Genomic DNA, 18,452 nt, shown 5'->3' with positions numbered 1-18,452 from the left:
TTTCCTGCGGCTTTGCGCGTGCAACTTCGGGCGCAATCGCTGCCAGAATGCGTCAACCCGCCGGTCTGGTCCGGGCACCCTGGCTGGCGGCGAGCAGCAGGCTGGGGTTGCGGCGCATTTCCAGCATGGCGGAAATCTGGCTGTCATCCTGCCAGCGCTTGGCCACCTGTCGCAGCAGGCCGGCGCTGCCCCAATGTTCATTGCGGGCTTGCGCCATATCGAGCAACCGGCGGACCTGCGCCTTGCTGCCGGCCATGCTGGCGACATAGATCGGCCACACCAGCTGCGTGCGGTCGCCGCGCTGGAACTCGCCCATTGTCTCTGCCAGCAGCAGGTTCAGCACGGCCTCGCTTCCGCGCGGGAGTGAGGCTTCCAGCAGCTCAGCCTCCCGCAGGCTGCCTGCATCCTGGCGAATATCGGCCAGTGCCCTTGCTTCCTTCACGAAAGCGGGAATGGACCCGTCGGCCAGGTAGATCACCGCCAGATAATCGCGAATAGTGGCCAGCTGCGGGTTGCGATCGCGCAGGTCCTCAAGGCTGCTGCGCGCCTCTGCTTCCTGACCGGCCGACCAGCGCGCCCAGGCAATATCGGCCTGCAGCGCCAGCGATGCCGGTTCAAGCAACCGCGCCCGGTCAAGCTGCGCCAGCCCTTCGGCAAAATCGCCATTGTCGATCAGGATGTTGCCATACCAGAAGTGGCTCTGCGCATCGCCAGGCCCCAGCGCCATCGACCGCTCGAAGCTGGCCTTTGCGGCCACACCGTCATTGCGCCACCAGTAATGCAGAAAACCATCCGCCCGCAGCGCCGCCGCATTTTCCGGGTCTATGCGCAAGGCCGCATCGGCTGCGGCCTGCGCGCGGGCGAAAGCCTCTGCATCGCCAAGCGAGCCAAATTCGCGCGCCAGCACGTAGCAATCGGCCAGCGCGGCATAGGCTGGCGCAAAGCCGGGCTCGCGCTCCACAACGCGTTGCAGCTTGGCAATGGCCTGTTCGATGGAGGCGCCGCTGCGCTCCGCCCAATCGCCGCGCGCATCCAGATACAGCGCGGCCAATGCGGCATTGGCAGGCAGTTCCGCGCGCGGCTGTTCCGCACCGGGCTGGGTGTAGGCATAAGCGCCAAGGGCCAGTCCGGCAAAACCGACCGGAGCCAGATATCGCAGCTTCAGCGCCCGCACCCGGGTGAAGATCGAGCTGTCTGGCGCGGTGGACACCGGCACATTGCCTGCCCCCTCGCCCGGTTGATCGACGCCCACCCCGGCTCCGGCTCCGGCACCAGCATCACCACCGGCCTTCAGCCAGGCATCGATTTCATCGGATAGAGCAAACACGCTGCCGCGCCCCGCGCCCGGAATGCGGTGGACAGGCATGCCGCGCTCCGCAGCCCAGCGCATGGCGGTGGTGCGTTCCCTGCCCAGATAAACAGCAATGGATTTCCAACCGTCAATCCGCATCAAACCGTTTCCATTGGCAGGAATGCCTCCATGCAGGTTCCACAAGCATAACAGCGATGCAAGCGCACAACGGCCTCAGCACTCAATTGCAGGTGCGCAGATCGCATTCCGCACCACCTAGTCGCGGCGCGTACCGGCCTGGGGCATGTCCACACGATCAGCCTCCAGTTTGACCAGTTCATCTTCGGAAACCTCGGCTGCGCGGGCATATCCGATGCGGGTGCCCAGCTTTGATGCCTCAGCCAGAATGATGCGTGCGGCGTCCTTCTCATTCCTGCTTGCCAGAATACGGCCCAGCAGCATGCGCAAACCGATCTTGCGCAACCCAAATCCATTGCGCGCCGCGATGGCCGAGGCATCAGAGACATATTCGAATGCCGAATCCGTATCCCCCAGCTTCAGTTGCAGGAAGGCGATCTGCTGCAACGCCTCGATCTGGAGGCGGTACATATCGCAGGCCGTGGCATAACGCAGGGTTTCCTTGAGCTGGGGCAGCATTTGCGCCTGGTGCCACTGTTCCTGCTCACGACTGGCGAGGTAGCCATGTTCGCCCAGCGCGATCCGGCCAGAGTGATCGATATCGGTCTGCCGCGAAGGGCCAGCGCTGCTGACGCACAGGCGCTGCGCTTCCAGGGCATCATCCATCTTGCGAAGCTGCCGCAACAGCGAAACATTGTGACGCTGAAAGATTGCAAAGGCGCGCTGTTCGCCCAGCAATTCCATCAACCTGATCGCATCCTTGAAATAATTCTCCGCCGGAGCCAGCGCGCCGCGCAAATGCTGGCACACGCCGCGATAACCCATGACCAGGCCGATCCCCAGAAACAGGTTGGCGGGAAAATACTGGTCCACAGCGCGTGTCGAGCGTGAACCGCCCCGTTTGGAGAAATGCCGCAGAGCATAGTCCCGGAAGCTGTCATAGGGCCCGCCGGGCAGGCTCTTCCACTGCTTGTCGCTCAAGACCAGTCGGGCGTCGTTCTCGATCGCGGTTTCGACTTCTCTCAGCAGTTCCTCGGCACCTTCGATCATGCCCTGATCGATGGAGACCTGCACCAGATTGATGGCAATGCGCCGCCAATTGTGATGGCGCTCCCCGAATTCGATCCATTTCGTGTTGATGGCCTGCGCCTGTTCCAGCGCTTCGCGGGCTTCGATCAGCTTGCCTTGCGTAACGAGCACCACGCCCAGTTCATTGTAAAGCCAGCACAGATCATCGGCATAGAACGCCGGAGAGCCAAGTTGCTTGTTCAGCTTGTCCAGATCCTTGGGCGGACATTTGGCCCGCATCATGCCGCGCAGCAGGCTGCCCTGGTCGTGCAGGCGGATCAGCCGCCGCAGGCGATCCGCGTGATCGGTCAGCGGCGCATTGCGCAGCCATACATCCAGCCCGTGATTGCCCTGCATCAGCAGGGACGAGGTGGAGAAATAGCTGCGCATGAGAGAGAGGGCAGCGCGCAGACAATCCGCCTGCCGGGCAGAGCTCATGCTGGCAATCTGGGGCGGGGTCAGATCATGCAATAATGCGGACTTGAGCTCAACCTGATTGTCCCGCCGCAGTTGAACTGCCAGATGGTGGAGCAGTGGCAAGACTGGTGAGGGATCCTGATACTGGCCGCACAGGAAATCGACCATTCGGGCCAACTCGTCATGCCATTCCTGTTCAGGCAGCACGCTGTTGAGCGGTTGCGCCGCAAAAAGCCCCAGATTGAAGCCTGCGGCAAGCCGGGCATCGGACAGCGGCACGCCGTATCGCTCGCGAATCTCGGCAACCAGCGCCTTGTGCATGCCCACCCGGCGCACCTGGCCGGGAAAGGACTCGATATTCAGGACCATCCCGTTGGCGATCAGCCAGTCCAGTTCAGTATCAACTTCCTTGATCCGGTCCTTAAACGCATCCTTTGTTTCGGGATTGCCCTTGCCCTGTTCGGTGGCGACAACATGGGCCAGCACATGGCGCTCCACCGGCTGACCAATGAACGCCAGTGACCTGAGGATGGCAAAGGCCATGTTTGGTCGGCTCTTGCCCACATGCTCTGCCACCCGGGCAAGAAACTCCTGCCGGGTAACCGTGGCGTCAACACTGGTGGGCGGACTGGCGGACAGGTGAAGGTTGCCCGCCAGATGTTCAAAGAAAGTTGGCCCATCGCTCGTGATCCTGAATTTTTCGCCAGTCTCAGGGTCAACGATGCTGGATGTCTTCGGCTCGCTATCACGGACCAGCTGCAATTCCTTGAAGCTGCCCGGTGCCACCTGTCCGACATATCGCAGCAGGCGCGGACTGCCGACCAGGATCAGCCGCAAACGCTTTTCCAGTCGCCTCCTCATATTCGGATGCATGAATGCAAAGGCGTTGGGAATGAAACGGATCAGCATGTCCAGTTCCGTGCTGAGCGCGGTCCCGTTGTGTGCCACGAACCGTTCCATGCCGTTGATGATAATCACCAGTTCCTCTACTTCTCCGTCCGGTTCCGCCGACAGCTGCGAATGGACCGACTTCATCAGAAAACTGTGCATCTGCATTGTTGCCGTGAGCCGACTCTGCGCTTCCTCGAACGCAGTCTGGCCGTCGTAGGCACCAGACAGAATCGCAAAGATCGAATCCGTCTCGGTCGCGAAGGATCCGTTGATGACGACAACCCGTGTGGAGTTCGTCCTGCCATTCAGAAGTGAGGTCGCGAAGGTTTCCGTCCAGCTCCCGCGCCCGCTTCCGGCCTTTCCGGTAACAACCAGCATGGCAGGAAGACCGCGCAGGTAAGCTGCCACCTCCCTGGCGCTTTCATCTGCCAGAGACGGCGGATCTTTCATCTCTGCATGCCAGATATTGATACGTTCCGGCCCGCCTTTGAACTTGAGCTGCGGATTGCGAATATCATCTGTGACCGGAAGCTGGGCCTTGGTCGTGCGGCACCATTGGGCAAGGTAGCGCAGAGGGAGTTCGAGCCGTAACCCGTTACTGATCGCTTCATCCGGCGCCTTGGCCAACGCCTCGACATATTCATCGGCCTTGCCGGAGATTTCGGCGATCTCCTTGTCGAACAGGACAGAGACGCCCAGCTTGCGGTTGAACAGCAACCTGAGTGCCCGATCAGCATTGGCATTACCTTGGGATTTCCACAGCAGGAACATCGGCACTGAACGACGATTGGGATTGTCGCTCAGGAACTGTTCGAAATGCTTCATGATTTCCTGTTCGGACATGCCCAGCCCGACAAACAATATGGGATTGCCCGACAGGATCGTGCGCAATCCATATTCGAACGGGAGCCTTGAAAAACCATTCTGCCAATAAAGATCGCGGTAGTCGCGCCGGGAGACGATCATGGTCTCTGGGCAATCCTTGCGCCCGTGGAGGTGCAGAATGCGGCAGCGCGTATCATCATCATGCAAGGCAAAACTGATGAGCTCTGCACTTTGCTTGCGCCCCAGAACCTCGCTCACTACCGGACCAAAACCGGGAACCACGCGCTTCCTGACCGGGCCTTTGCCGCCAAAGCAGCTGTCAAGGATGTCCTTGCGTTGTTGCCCATCCTTCCCGGATTTGTCCTGCGGCCCGACAAATGCGGTCCACTCATGCTCAAGATCATAGTTGAGTGTAATTATCCGGCGCAGGCCCAGATCGTGTATCAGTGCGGATGAAACATCGGGCAGATGGCCAAAATCTTTCAACGATTTTGGCAATGCGAACTTGCTGGCCAGATCCTCGCGATTCTTGTTGAACGCCTCTACGTCCACATGCCGGTCAAGATGCGCACTGAGTTCCGCAATATCCATCAGATCGGTATCGTCAAACTGCCGATTATTGTCCGCCATCATTGCCTTGAGCTGCGCGACGAGCTGCGGATCCTTTTTTTCAACAGAATCCAGATACCCGGCGCTCATTGAACCCCAGCTGTCATATCCCAGATGTTGCGAAGCATAGGAGCCGGTGAAGGCAATCATCCGGCCACTGCGCAGGGCGATGGCAAACTTTTCATAGGCCCGCCGCCGCAACCGATTGGAATCGGCCTGACGATTGAGCAGATATGTCTGAATATAGGCTCCGTCCATTTGCCCCCCAGCATTTCAACCAGCGCCTCACGCGCCGCCAGGCATCGTTCCATGCCTGCCTGTAACTTTCGTTCCCGGCGAGTTTTGGAGCAATAGCCCACGTTTACAAGTTCTTATTGGTCACCACCGCTTGAAATTGGGAGCCTTCTCTGCTGAATTCACAATCAAGCGTCCAAGTGAATACTGCTGCGGCAGGATGAATTTGTTTTGGCTTCATCAGAATTTTCATTACAAACCAGCCTATTACGAAAGAAAAGACCGTCAGGATTGCAGTGGAGCCAGACATGGCAAATGAACTTCCCATAAGCCGCAAGCAGGCGATCAAGGCCACAGAATGGCTGATCGAACATTTCCGCTCACCGATGGAACAGGCCGTGGTCGGCAAGCCTTACCGGCTCAAGCATCTGTGTGCGATCGCCTGTCAGGAAACGGCTTACCGGTGGGTCGGCTGGATCGATCACCATGACCCGGCGACGATACTTGCGCGCTGCGTGTTCGATGCCAGCGGCGATGCACCCAATTCGTCCCGAGGTGTCAGGCCCGTCAACGCAGCAGCCTTTCGCGCCGATTTTGGCGATGAATTTGCCCAGCTGCTGATAGATGAGGCGAACAAATATCGCCGCCTGATGAACTGGTCCGCCAGGGACTGGCTCTACAAGGGATACGGCATCTTCCAGTATGACCTGCAATATTGCTACACCGATCCGGACTTTTTCCGGGAGCGGAAGTGGTATGACTTCGGCAATTGCCTGGCCAAGGTCACAGGCGAACTGGATGAGAAGCTCAAGGCCCAGAACGGTGACCTGTGGGAAGCGATCCGCGCCTATAACGGGTCAGGCCCGCGGGCCCGCGCCTATCGCGAGAACGTGAAGGAATTCACGCCAATCTGTGCCGAGGTTACCGGCGACGACCAGCCTTGAGCACGATGCCGGCACTTCGCTTGCCGGCAGCTGAAAAATGGGAGGTGACAATGGCAATTTCATTCAAACAACTGCAGGCTGATTATCCGGCCCAGTATGCTGACGACCCGGACCGGTCGCGCAAACATCTGTACACCAATATTCTGGGCGGCGGATTTGCCGATCTGGTCGATCATCCCGACTACCAGAACACCTGTGCCATACGCATGTCGGTGGCGTTCAACGCCTCGCCGTCGCCGGTCGCCAGGAAATACGGCGTTGCCGACGGTAATCACAAGGACAAGAACGGCAATCACATCATCATCAGGGTCCGCACTCTCCAGACCTTTCTGGAAGATGTGCTGGGCGCAGAAACCTGGGGCATGTCGAAGCAGCCGGGCACGCCGTTCAATTTCGCCGACGTGCCGCGCAAGACCGGCATACTGATGTATCACGCCAATTTTTCGGACGCTTCAGGACACGCCGATCTGTGGAACGGCAAGGGCTGCGTTTACAAATGCCCCGTGCCCCACGTGGCCAAGGCATTCGATTTCCGCCTCTGGGCCGTCAGCTAATTCGCCAGCGCCGCCAGCACGATCATGCTGGCGGAACCTTGACCCTGAAAAGCGGGCCGATGGTGACGATGCGCTCGGCCGGTTCCAGATCGGGCTGCGCAGGATCGATCCAGCGCCTGGGCGTGTTCTGCCGCGCCGCCTCTGCCGAGGCCGGCATGGTTACCCGTTCAACCTCCAGCAGACGGATAAAGCAATTGTCGGAAACATCGCCTGCATCGAGCACGGTCAGCTCCTCATCATCAACATCGACCTCACGCACATGCAGCGGGCGCAGCTGTTCCTCGCCATTGATATCGCGAATGATGGTGCCCACCACCGCGACCAGACCGGAAATCAGATAGGGCGCATTGTCGTCCGGAGCGTGGTCGCGATGCACCTCCTGCAAATGCTTGAAATAGGCATGGGCGGCAGTGTCTTTCGGAGTGAGCCGAATTTCGCCTGAATCCGCTTCCCTTGTCCATTCGCCGCTATCTTGCGAGCCGGGCACCATCGCGCGCATCTGCACCCAGATTTCTGCCGACCAGGGTGAAACTCGCTCACCCGAACCATCTTCCACCAATGCGGGATCAAGCTCCGTGCGCACGCGAATGCGCGCCATGGTCCCGGGTCTGAGGGCGTATTCCGGCTTTCCGCCGATCACGGGATCGAGCAGCGCCATGGAGAAATTCATGATGGGCGCCGATGCGCCCGGCTCCAGCGTAGAGCCAAGGATCGCCGAACAGGGCAGACGTGCCGTGCCCTGACTTGTGCCACCCGGAGTCCACAGCTGGGGATCATGACCATCCCAGCTTTCGCTTCCCGGATCGCGCGTGGCAATGCGGCTGCGGTGCACGGCATCGCCGGTATCTGGCGCGGTGAACGGATTGCCGTCACCGTCGCTGCTGACACCGTCCATGCCGACCATCAGCGCTGCTGTCTCGCCCGGCTCGGCAAGATCCTGATCGCCCACGCGCACCAGTCTGCGCGGGATTTGCTCTATGCAGATCTCAGCCACCAGCCGCTCGGCCAGACCGCCGCCGTGATCGGTATCGAACATCGGGTGGTCGAGGAACAGCAGTATACCGCCCGAAGCCGCTCCCGGTGCGGCGGTTGAGAACATCGGAGCGGCCACGGCGATGCGCGGGGTGGGCAATCTTGCCGCACCCCGGCACGCCAGCCCTCGCCCGCGCCAGCCGCCCAGCGGATCGCCCGTGGATTGCGCTCCATTGGTTGCAGCAGAGGACAGGCGTGATGACACCTGCAGCTGCGCTTCAGTAAAGCCCAGTGGCCTGCGCAAGGCATCATACCGGCTTGTCAGGCGGCATCGTATCCGCATGTATCCGGCACCGCGATCGCTGCGCTGGCCCAGGGCAAAAAGCTCGTCCTGCGCAAATGCACTGTGCTGCACCGGCGGTTCGGCCAGCCCGGACAGGCCGCGTCCGGAGAAATAGTCCTCCTCGAACTCCACGAAATCCTTGCTGCGTGCAGCATTCGGCCTCGGCCCCACCTCCTCCAGCTTGGTGAAATTCCGCGGCAGTCCGTCGGGCAGCACCGGACCCCCATCCCAGATCCACGCCTGCCGTACCGTCTCGATCCGGCCGACATAATCGAAGGTTTCGTCATCCATTTCGGGAGACAGGCGCGCGATGGTGACGCCATTTGCGTCTTCTATGCGCATGGCCTTCCACACCGCCTCTGGCGTGGGCATGTCATCGGTCGCTGGCAGGCATTCGAAGGCCAGCACGGCGGCGCCAAATTCGCGATAGGGCTTGCCCGCGATGGCCCGGCCCAGATCACCAAAGCGCCGATCCACGCCCTCCTCGAAGAAGCCGCTGTCCACCACCGTGCGGATTTCGACCAGAAACTGCTGGCCCGCTGGCAGGGTGATAGCGAGTTTCTTGCCGACAACAGACAGGTCGGCAACCGTAGCCGGATCAACGGAAGACGTGCTTGTGGCCTCTATCCGCTCACCGGCCGCCAGCGCGATATGTTTGGTATCTGCGATCTCCAGCCTGGCGCTTTTGCTGATCCGGTCGGGCTTGATCGCCCAAAGACGCACAACCACGCCGCCGTTACCGCTGGCCGCACCGGCCACGCCCGAAACCACGGCCGGGTCATCGACTTCTTCACTTTGCGGGCGTTCCTCCATGAGGCTTGCGGTAAAATCGCCGTCGCGCCGCACCCAGTACTGCCAGACCAGCGGATCGCTGACGTAGCCTTGCGTGCCTTGCTGGCCGAGCGCGAGCGAAGCGGGGGCAATGGTAAAACTGACCGAGCTTCGTTCTGCCTCCCGCCCCGGCAATGCCAACGGATCGAGGAACACCGTGGCAGCTTCCCGGGCAAGGTCCTGTGCTGCCTGATCCGGACAGTGGGAGAGATATTCCTTCCACAGCGGGCGCACCAATTTGTCTTCGCGGCGGCCCAGAGTCAGCGGCCTGTCCTGCATATCCGCCCGATGGTTGAGCAGCCGCGGCGCACCCGGCTCCAGCGTTCGCAGCGGGGTGTTCTGCTTGATGATGGTCCTTTCAACACCCTGCGCGGCGGCAAATTGCGCCAGCATCTCGCCAGAGAATACCAGCGGCTGTTCCGGATCGCAGAATGCCGCCGGCATGGCACCGCCCAGCCCCTGATATCCGATCACGGTCTGATAGGTGCGGCCATAGGCAATTTCCGGCAGCGCATCCCCGGAGCCCGCAGGTGGCTGGCACAGAAAGGTGAACTGCGGCTCGAACGGCTCCGCCTCATCCTGTTCAACCGGATTGCCGCGATCGGCGAACGGGATCATGCTTTCCCCGCGATAATGGGCGATGGCCTGGCGCGTCTCTTTCCCCGCCACATCGACCGTCAGATCGAAACTGACCGGGATCGGAACGGTGCAATCGCCGAACGGCAGGGACACCCCGTCCTGACCCTTCTGCAAGGTGACGCTGGCCTTGTTGGCAAGGATGAAAGGACCCTGATCGCCCTTGGAGATATCGCGCACGGCAAGGCAATAGCCATCGACGATCTCGTGTATCTGGCCGGCGGCCTCATCTGCAAAGATCGCATCGGCCATGTGCACAATCCCGGTTTCTGCGACCCTGTCGACGCCGGGAGCAGCATCAAAGACGCTCTTCACAAGCCCTTCTGCCATGGTGTTGAGGCGCGGTAGCCACGCGGCATCCAGACCAAGCGCCGCCTGGACCTGCGGCCCAAAATTCTTGCGGAAAGCATCCATCGCCTGCTTCCGGTCATCGCCGGCTGCAGCGCATTCTGTCACGATCACTTCCAGCAGTCCGCCCTTGTGCGTGGCAATCGCAGTGCACATGCCACTGTCGCGCAGGGCGAGAATATTCTCGCTGTTGTTGAGCCAGTTCGATGCCAGATCGAAAATCGCCTTCGTCTCTGGCTTAGGGGGAGGGAGGACAGAACGCATCGTGGCAGCAAACATGGAGAGAAGCCCGTCCGCTTCGTAGCGTTCACGGATTTCTCCTGCTGTCGGCAGCGACGAGCTTGCAGGCCCGGAAATTTCAAGGACGATAGCCTTGGCAAGTCCGTCGTGCATCACCGCCAGCCTGCTCGCCCATTCATCGGCGAATTTCATCTCCTCAGATTTCAGGTTGAAGAAGACGGCACCGGACTGGCACGCGCGCACCAGTGTTTCATCGGTCAGGCCAGCAAGAAGGGACATGACCGCACTTTCCAGATTGTCTCTGGTCAGCGGAGCAGGCGCGTGATCGTCATGCATGTCCAGAAACCGCCCGACGGGATCGAGCGCCCGGCCCAGTCTGACCGCCAGCTGCGCCAGCCAGTTATTCTTGGTCTGCCAATCTGCGGGATATTTGACCAGCCGGGTTATGCCGTTGATCGGTTCCTTCCAGGATTTCAGCTCAGCAACCGGGATATCGGTATCGCGCTCTATGATGACCTTGACCCGAATCGTTCGGCCATCGACGTGAAGATCGCCTGTCTGGTCGCTGGTGAAACGGGTTCCGCCAATCTCAATGGAATCCAGATTCGGGAGTGCCGGCTCATCCTCGCCAAAGGAGAACAGATAGGCCAGTCCCAGGCCGTGGGATATTTGCGGTGCAGCCCTCGACAGCTGGATCAAAACTCCAGGCCAGCGCGGATCTTCCTCATCCTCCGTGGCCATCTCTTCATCGTCCATCTGCGCGCCGGTGGCAGACATATCCAATGTCAGCAGGTGCCTGCGTTCCCAGTCGATTGCGGTGAGCAGCGCGTCAAGCGGGGGACAATCAGCGACATGGCCAATGGTGTTGACAGGGGACGCACCCGACCACGTGCACAGCCATTTCCACGGCTTGAGCATGGCATCGCGCACATCGGCATAATCTGCCTCATCGCCAGCCGGATCATCGCTGGTGAGCACCGGGAACAGCGTCAGCCCCATGTAACTGTGGCCCACGCCCGCAGGATCGGTCGAACACGGGGCAGTTTCCATCTGGACGGTCAAAGTGAAGGTCATCGGTCTGGATCCTCCCTCAAGTGAGCTTGTAGGTGAATGAGCGGGAGAACTTCTTCTTGTAGAAGCGGCTGATCTTGACCTGCACCTTGACGTAGCCATGGCCGAGCATCTTGCTGCCGTTATAGGTGATCTGCATGCGCACGGTCAGGCTGACAGTGACAAAGCCCCATGCGGTGACAGAGCCGTTGATCACGATCAGCGCGCTGATGTTGAGCCGGGCAGCCGATCCGCGGGAGACATAATGCGCTTCAAAACCGGCATAGACGATCACCGATCCGCGCAGTGGACCAAGCGAGAAGCCGGCACCCGCCGTCACGCCGATGCTGACAGTCACCGCCAGCGTCGTCTTGCCCGTGTCAGGACGATGGGTCGCCTCAGCCTCCAGATAGCCACCGCCGCCAAGCCAGGTGATGATCAGCGCAAACGGGCTGGCCTTGCGACCGAAATAGGCGAAGGTGCGTATCTCGAAATCATCGCGAATGAGCAGGTCCAGATGGACCCCCATGCCCACATTCAGCGCGGTGGCAGCGCCGATGGTGATGATTGTGGGCGGCAGGTCATAGGTTGACCGCAGGCCGATGGGGCGGCCGTTTTCATCCTGTGCGATCATGATCTTGAGCGGATCGTCCTCGCCGCCATTCATCGTGGACACAAGGTCCGTCATCAGCTTCATCGCGCCGGGAAATTCGATCTTGCCGGGATCGATATCGAAGCTGGTGCCGCTTTCCGGCGTGTAGCGAATGGCAGCGTCGCGAATGCGCACCACGCGAATTCCGCCCATTTCCAGCACCCAGTCGGACACCAGGCTGGCCTTCACCTGCCGATCCTCGCCGCCGTTCAGGCCGCGCTCGTATCGTGCGACAGCATCCAGCCGCAGCTTCTCCGCCGTCAGGGCAAAGGCCTCCTGCCGGAAAAGGTCGGCGCGGCTGGACTTGTATTCGATGCTGGCCTGCATCCATGCGGAATTGCGCTTCTGGTCATAGCCGTGCGAAATCTTGACCGCCTTGGCGAACTTCTCGTCCAGCTCCACATGCGGAAGCATGCTCTTGATCCCGGCAAAGTCCTTCAGGACATCCTTGGCCTTGAACTTGACTTCATCCAGCAGGTCCTGGGACTCTCTGGCCAGATTCTTGACGATCTTGTCAGCCGGAGCCAGCAGGCGGTCCCCAATCGCCAGTGTCGGCAAGGCCAGGCCAACGCCGCGCAAGGCCCGGTCTGCCTGATCGACAAAGGCAGTGACCGGCGTGACCACCACTTCCTTGTATTGCCGCTCAAAATGATAGGCGATCTTCTCGCGGTTGAAGACCAGTTGCTCGACAATCGGCGGTGCGCCGGCAGCGCGCAGCAGGTTGAGCGACACCGCCTCGCCAAGAGTTTGCGGCTTTGCGGGATCGAATTCCCCGTCGATCAGGTCCTCAACGCCCTGGCGGATCTGGTCTGTACCTGTGCGCAGGGCCAGGACCAGCTTTTCTGCCTTCTCCTTCAGCTCGACAGGATCGGTAATCGCATCGATCTTGGCGCAGATATCGGCAACCGCATCCTTGCCCAGCGCCAGCAACGCATCGAGGAATTCATTGGCCGAAGCCAGAGCCGCGCAGATTTCGGTGCTGACCGTATCGACCTGCGTCCTGGCGCTGGCCAGTTCTGCCTTGAGCTCCCCAAGCTTGCCCGTCACTTCGCCGATCAGGTCTTGGGGATAGGCAGTCGCGTCTTCATACTGGCTCTCGATCTGATCCAGCTGGGTAAGAACCTTGCCCGTCGCCTCGTCCAGCGGCGGCGAGATTGCCGCCAGGGCAATATCGAGCTGATCGGTAATTGCGGTTGCAGCACCTTCACAATCACTGAGGACTTTGGTCCTGATTTCCTCGCCCTGTCGGTCGATTTCTTCCTGCAGAGCATCAAGACGATCAACAACCAGTTTCAGCGGCTCCTTGCCCAAATCGAGCAGGCTGTCCGCCTGATCCAGGATCACCAGCGCCTCCGCCTTCAGGTCTTCAATCCCGTCGCCGCTTGCGCTGGCAATATCAGCCAGCAGCAAGTCCATCTGCGAAGTGGTCTGGCTGATCCGGTCGGAAAGAACGCGGCCATTGTCCAGCATGGCAACACGCTGTTGACCGATTTGTTCAGCGACGCCGCGCAGCAGCAAGGATGCCTTGGGAACTGATTTCGCAATCTTCTTCGCATTTGCTTCCAGCTGCGATCCAGCGCGCAGCAGCCCGGCATCGGCTGACGCCAGTGCCGCTTCAAACCGGGCCCGCAGGTCCACAGAGCGTGTGCCGAACTCGTCGCGCAGCCGCGGCAGGAAGGCCTGAATATCGGCCCCTTGTACGGCAATTTCCGTCCGCAGGATTTTCGCCTTGCCGCGCAGTTCCGCCGCCTCTGATTCCAGGACGTTTCTGGCCGCATTGATCTGCGTTTCGATTTCGGCTTTCAGCCTGTCAAACTGACCCAGAAGCGCGTCCACCTGCTCCCTGGCTTCGTCAGCAATCGGGCTGAGCTTGCGCCGAACGAAGGAATCGAACGGCGTCAGCGCCGCGATCTTGCGCCTCAGTTCCTGTACCGGCCTGATGGTCTTGTCGGCACGCGCATCCCACTGCGCCTTTGTCGGCAGCTGCCCGGTGCGGTTCTTCAGCCAGGACTCCGCCTGCGCCAACTCCTCCGATGGCCGGTGCACCCAGGCGCACATCTGGGTAAATTGTTCTTTCCCGGGAAGCAGGTTTTTCAGCTTCAGGACTTCCGCCTTGAGCTTTCCTTTGAGGGCATCCGGGTCATTCTGCGACGGATCCCGCGCCAGCTCGGCGATGGTATTTGCCAGGTGCGGAACTTCTTCGACCTTGGCAATCGTATCATCGGGCACCGCGCCGGGCGCCTTTTCCGCGCGCATGATGGTGACGGTGTTGAGATCGGCCATCATCGGCTTTTCGCCGCGCCCATATGTCAGGTTGACGCCCGGGCCGGGTTCCAGCCGAAGGGTAAACCGCTCCAACCCCGGAGCGGTGACCTGCGCCGGAGGCAACATGGCACCGGGCCGCGCTGGATTGCTGAAATTGCAGTTGCGCAGTTTGCCACCCGACAGCGGATCATCGAGCGACCGGTCGACGAAGTCGAGGCCATAGACCAGCGGCCACTCGTCAATATTCCCACTGGGGTCGCCGGGCGTTCCATCGGCACCGAAAACCGTGGTTATGGTGTAGAAATTCAGCCGCTCAGGGTCCTCGATCCGCCGCCCGGCCGGTTCAGGCTCGGCACGCTCGGGATCTGTGGCGATGAGGATTTCGGCTACTGGCCGCGGGTAGATATCCGCCTCCAGCCCGCGCTTCCACAAGGGGATCGAATACCCCTTTGGCCCGCTACCCTTCGGGCGGGGCAGCGCCTGCGCCCAGCTTCCCTCGACCGGAATCCGCTTCGATCGGAACCGTGCACCCAGGATCGGCCCGCTGTTGAGCGATGTCGCGCCTACCGTATCTGGATAGGTGCGCAGCGGCTGTTCGATCTCGATATATTCCTCGACCTTGCGAACAATCGGGCGGCCAAGGTGATGTTGCTGCCCCTTTCCGGCGAACTGCAGGCCAGGCAGCATCGAACGGCGATAGACGATCACGTGTTTGGCCCGGTGATGGAGCGCGCCGATGCGGCCCTTGCGCTCAAAGCGCACTTCGCTGACGCGGCCCATTTCCAGTTCCGGAGTGATCAGCGTCAGGTCATTGTTGAACCGGGCTTTCTGCCGCGTCCAGGCTCCCAGTGCCGACAGCATCAGCCGCTCGACTTCGCCATGGCCGTTGCGGGAATCGCGCAGCAAGGCGCGGATCATTTCGTCGATCTCGAAACCGGCCAGCGCGCCGCCCAGTATGCCGCCCTGCTCGCCAGCGGTCCACCAGTTGGGCTGCGGCCAATCGGACTTGGTGGGTTGGACATAGCGGCCACCGCGATCCTTTGATCGCAGACCGTAATTCACATCTTCGATGACAAGGCCGGCCTGCACGTCCTGTTCGTGCCGCGCGTCATAAATGGCCAGCCTGGTGGACGCGGCGAGGACGGATTTGCGCCACGCCATGTCTCGCCCGCGTTCATTGGATAGCTGCGGTTCGCGCGGATTCCCCCGCCACCCGCCCAGTTCGGCAATGCGGATGCCGCTGGTCAGGGTGCGGCTTATTTCCAGACCGTACAGCGCTTCCAGCTGGACGATCTCGATCATCCGCGCACCGGGCAGATCGCTGTCGGTCTCACTCAGGATCTGGCGAATGTTCCACGGCGCCAGAGGCTGCCGGGCGCGCTCCTCGCTCTCTATCCTCAGCCGCGTTGGCGGCGGCAGGCGGGCCGGGACACGGCTGTCATGGCCAATCTGATCGGGCGGAAGGTAACCGGCGCTGCGTTCCCACGCCTCTGCCACGCCTTGCGGCGGCAAATGCAGCAGGATTTCCGGCATTTGCGTGGCGCCTGCCCAGATCAGCCGCCAGCGGTCCTCCCCCGGATTCCATCGGGCGACAATGGCGTTGGTATCGCTCGCACGCCCGGGACGCGAAGTGACCACGGTGGCGATACTCATGGGCGAGGCGTCGATCACCGTTACATCGATCTCGTCCGGCAGCGCCTGTTCAGTCAGGGGTCCGGCCTGTTCGGTCAGGGGTCCGGCGTGCGGCTCCAGCGCAATCTCGATCAGTCGGCTTGCCTGATCCGAGGCAATCCTGTCACGCAGGACGATGGAGGCTTGCCCCAGCAAGGGCGATGCAAACACCAGCGGTTGCAGTTCCAGCGGGACGGCATAGCCATCCTGCCCGACCACATTCACCGCCAATGCGCTCAGGCGGATTGCACCGTCAATTTCATAGCTCCACCGATCGCGCTGGGCGATCCTGGCGGGGCTGATGGTGAATTTCGACTGATCGCCATCGAGCACTGGCTGCACGATTTCGAGGCCGCCGATACGAATGGCGTCGGACGTGGTGTCAGCCTGCTGTTTGGCAGTCGTTCTGCTGGATGACAGAAAGGAAAGGTCCGTGGCCTCATCCAGTTGCCAGCCGGTCCCCAGCTTCCAACTGGCGAGGTATTTTTCTCCGGCATCGATGCTGCCAATGGCATCGACCGCAAGTGTTTTGCCGCGATGATTGCCGAGCGACAGGAACTTCAGCTGCGCCAGTTCAAGCTTCTGCGCGCCCGCCACCGGCAAGGGGCTGGAGAAATATCCATTCCTGTCCACCGCATCGCTGGCCTTGAACAGGCATGCCGTGTTCACAAAGCCGGGTGCGAACTGCGGCTGGCACTGCGCCGGCCCCAATGTGACCGGATCGCTCCAGTCTTCACTGGCATTGAGCTGGAGCACCCATTTGCCCGGTGCGACAAGCCCCTCCGCATCAGGCTCCACAAAGCCGACCAGATCGGGCAGCAGGCTGAAATCCGAACGGTCCGCAAACTGGCGATTGCCCTCACGCAGGGCTTCGGCCACACGCCGCGACCACAGATCGGCCGCGTGATAATCGGTTAAGCCCTCGATCCAGATCGTGCTGTGCTGGCAGGTTCGGGACGCATCATGGTTGGAAGCATTGCCCTGCCTGTCCCATTCCCCCTGCCGTACGCGGATCAGCGCCGGACTTCTAACGTCGGGGGTACATTCCAGCATGACCCAGCGGCGCCATTCAAGGCCCGTCCAGCCGCCGTCGCTGACCATTCGCGTGTGCATGTAATGGAAGGGTCTGGCCTTGCCATCCAGCGCATCGCTGGCGATCGGCACGTCCACTTTTGCGGTCTTCAGGCCCGCCAGTTCCAGCAGGCCGATAACCGGATCAACATCGGGGACAGGGTTCTGATGCGGACTTGCAGGCGCAAGCGCGGCAAGCACCGGGCGCGAATTGCTGGCTGGATTGGCCGCCAGACCGGCAATCATGTCATCCAGATCGGGGAAATCGCCGTGATCGAATGACTTGTTTTTCTGCGCCCACCACAAGCCGTCAGCAAGACTGACCGCCTGCCTTTCGCGAATGCTCTTGGAAGGAATCCACTCGTCATTCAGGGCATGACCATCAGAGGCGCCGGTTTCCGACGCAAACCCATCCAGCATGGCAACGCCGCCAGCATTGCAGGCGAAGCCATCCAGATCGAGCTTGTTGTTCTGATGGCGGAATGTGCCCGCAATATAGGGAAGCTGGCGCATTGCTGGCGTTGCCAGCTCGGCACGGGCTGCGGCACTTGCCAGCCGCCGCCTGACGCCGCTTTGAGACAGGCCGACAGTGCCGCATGTCGCCACTTCGAACAGCAGATCGGGATCAAAGATCGTTGCGGGCAGGCTTTGCGCGCCATGGCGATAATTGCTCTGGCCAGTTTCATTGCCCAGCAGCGGCACCCGGAAGGGAAAGCGAAAATAGGCGCAGCAGTTGCCAGCGTCCCCGATTTTCTTTGTGACCCTTACGAAGCTTGCCGGATAGCCGCAGGCCTGGATCAGGCGCGAAAATGCCCATGACTTGGCGCCATCATCTTCGTCAAAATCATAGGGGCCATTATAGCCATGCGGAAGGCCGGGATCGGGGACTTGCGGGAAAGTTGATCCGCCCAGATTGGGCATGCCGTTGATCCCGGAATTGAACTGAAAGCCCACCACACCGGGCAGGTTGATCGCATTGATTGGCGGGGAATGACCTGTTCCATTTTCAGTATCGAACGCCAAGGCGGTCGACCAACCTCCCGAACCCTCATCCCACTGGCACACCTCAATCAGACCGCCATTGTCAAACAGCCCATATTTGAGTGTATCGGCGCTTCCGCTCGACAAGGTCCAGACGGTCAGGAATGGCGCAGTCATTCAGCTCTCTCCCCCAAGTCGCCGACATTGCGGCGAATACTTTCCCCTGCGCCCGTTCAGCCTTTGGCCGTCACGAACGTTGTCCCCAGGGAGGCATTGCAAATGCCGATATTTTCTTGGCGATCCGAATCTGAATTCAAGAACAGAGTCGGTTACTTGCAGCTGTTTGACAAGGTGTTTCTCCAGCTCATTCAGAGCGGCCCGAAATTCTTGCGACCACCATGAAACGGGTTCCCAATTGCAT

General features: G+C 60.7%; 7 protein-coding genes. 2 read left to right on the top strand and 5 right to left on the bottom strand.

What is annotated here, in order from left to right:
* Positions 1 to 52: 52 nt before the first annotated feature.
* The 3 genes from ABDZ98_RS06670 to ABDZ98_RS06660 all read right to left on the bottom strand — a co-directional run bounded on the left by ABDZ98_RS06670 (position 53) and on the right by ABDZ98_RS06660 (position 5,783).
* Positions 53 to 1,450: a tetratricopeptide repeat protein gene (locus tag ABDZ98_RS06670; RefSeq protein ID WP_160590051.1), complete on the bottom strand. Its 1,398-nt coding sequence runs from the start codon at positions 1,448 to 1,450 to the stop codon at positions 53 to 55.
* A gap of 117 nt (positions 1,451 to 1,567) precedes the next feature.
* Entirely contained in the window at positions 1,568 to 5,497 is a 3,930-nt protein-coding gene (locus tag ABDZ98_RS06665; protein WP_160590053.1) for an SIR2 family protein, read from the bottom strand.
* Between the two features lie 103 nt (positions 5,498 to 5,600).
* Entirely contained in the window at positions 5,601 to 5,783 is a 183-nt protein-coding gene (locus ABDZ98_RS06660) for a hypothetical protein (RefSeq protein ID WP_160590054.1), read from the bottom strand.
* On the opposite strand from ABDZ98_RS06660, the gene ABDZ98_RS06655 reads away from it, so the two are divergent.
* Positions 5,782 to 6,417 (top strand): hypothetical protein, encoded by a 636-nt coding sequence (locus ABDZ98_RS06655; RefSeq protein WP_160590056.1) that lies wholly within the window; start codon positions 5,782 to 5,784, stop codon positions 6,415 to 6,417. The genes ABDZ98_RS06660 and ABDZ98_RS06655 overlap by 2 nt on opposite strands.
* A 50-nt stretch (positions 6,418 to 6,467) precedes the next feature.
* Positions 6,468 to 6,971 carry a T6SS effector amidase Tae4 family protein gene (locus ABDZ98_RS06650; protein WP_160590057.1) on the top strand — a complete coding sequence of 168 codons (504 nt, stop codon included), beginning with the start codon at positions 6,468 to 6,470 and terminating at the stop codon, positions 6,969 to 6,971.
* Between the two features lie 22 nt (positions 6,972 to 6,993).
* Here the strand turns inward: ABDZ98_RS06650 and ABDZ98_RS06645 are convergent, their stop codons facing one another.
* Positions 6,994 to 11,415: a hypothetical protein gene (locus tag ABDZ98_RS06645; protein ID WP_160590059.1), complete on the bottom strand. Its 4,422-nt coding sequence runs from the start codon at positions 11,413 to 11,415 to the stop codon at positions 6,994 to 6,996.
* Between the two features lie 16 nt (positions 11,416 to 11,431).
* Positions 11,432 to 18,208, bottom strand: coding sequence for an AAA family ATPase (locus ABDZ98_RS06640; RefSeq protein WP_160590060.1), 6,777 nt, complete (start codon positions 18,206 to 18,208; stop codon positions 11,432 to 11,434).
* Positions 18,209 to 18,452 lie beyond the last annotated feature (244 nt).

It is taken from the genome of Alteraurantiacibacter aestuarii (genome assembly GCF_039523595.1).
Taxonomy (GTDB): Bacteria; Pseudomonadota; Alphaproteobacteria; order Sphingomonadales; family Sphingomonadaceae; genus Alteraurantiacibacter; species Alteraurantiacibacter aestuarii.
Note: the sequence above shows the minus strand (reverse complement) of the source record. Positions and strands in the feature narration are given on the sequence as shown.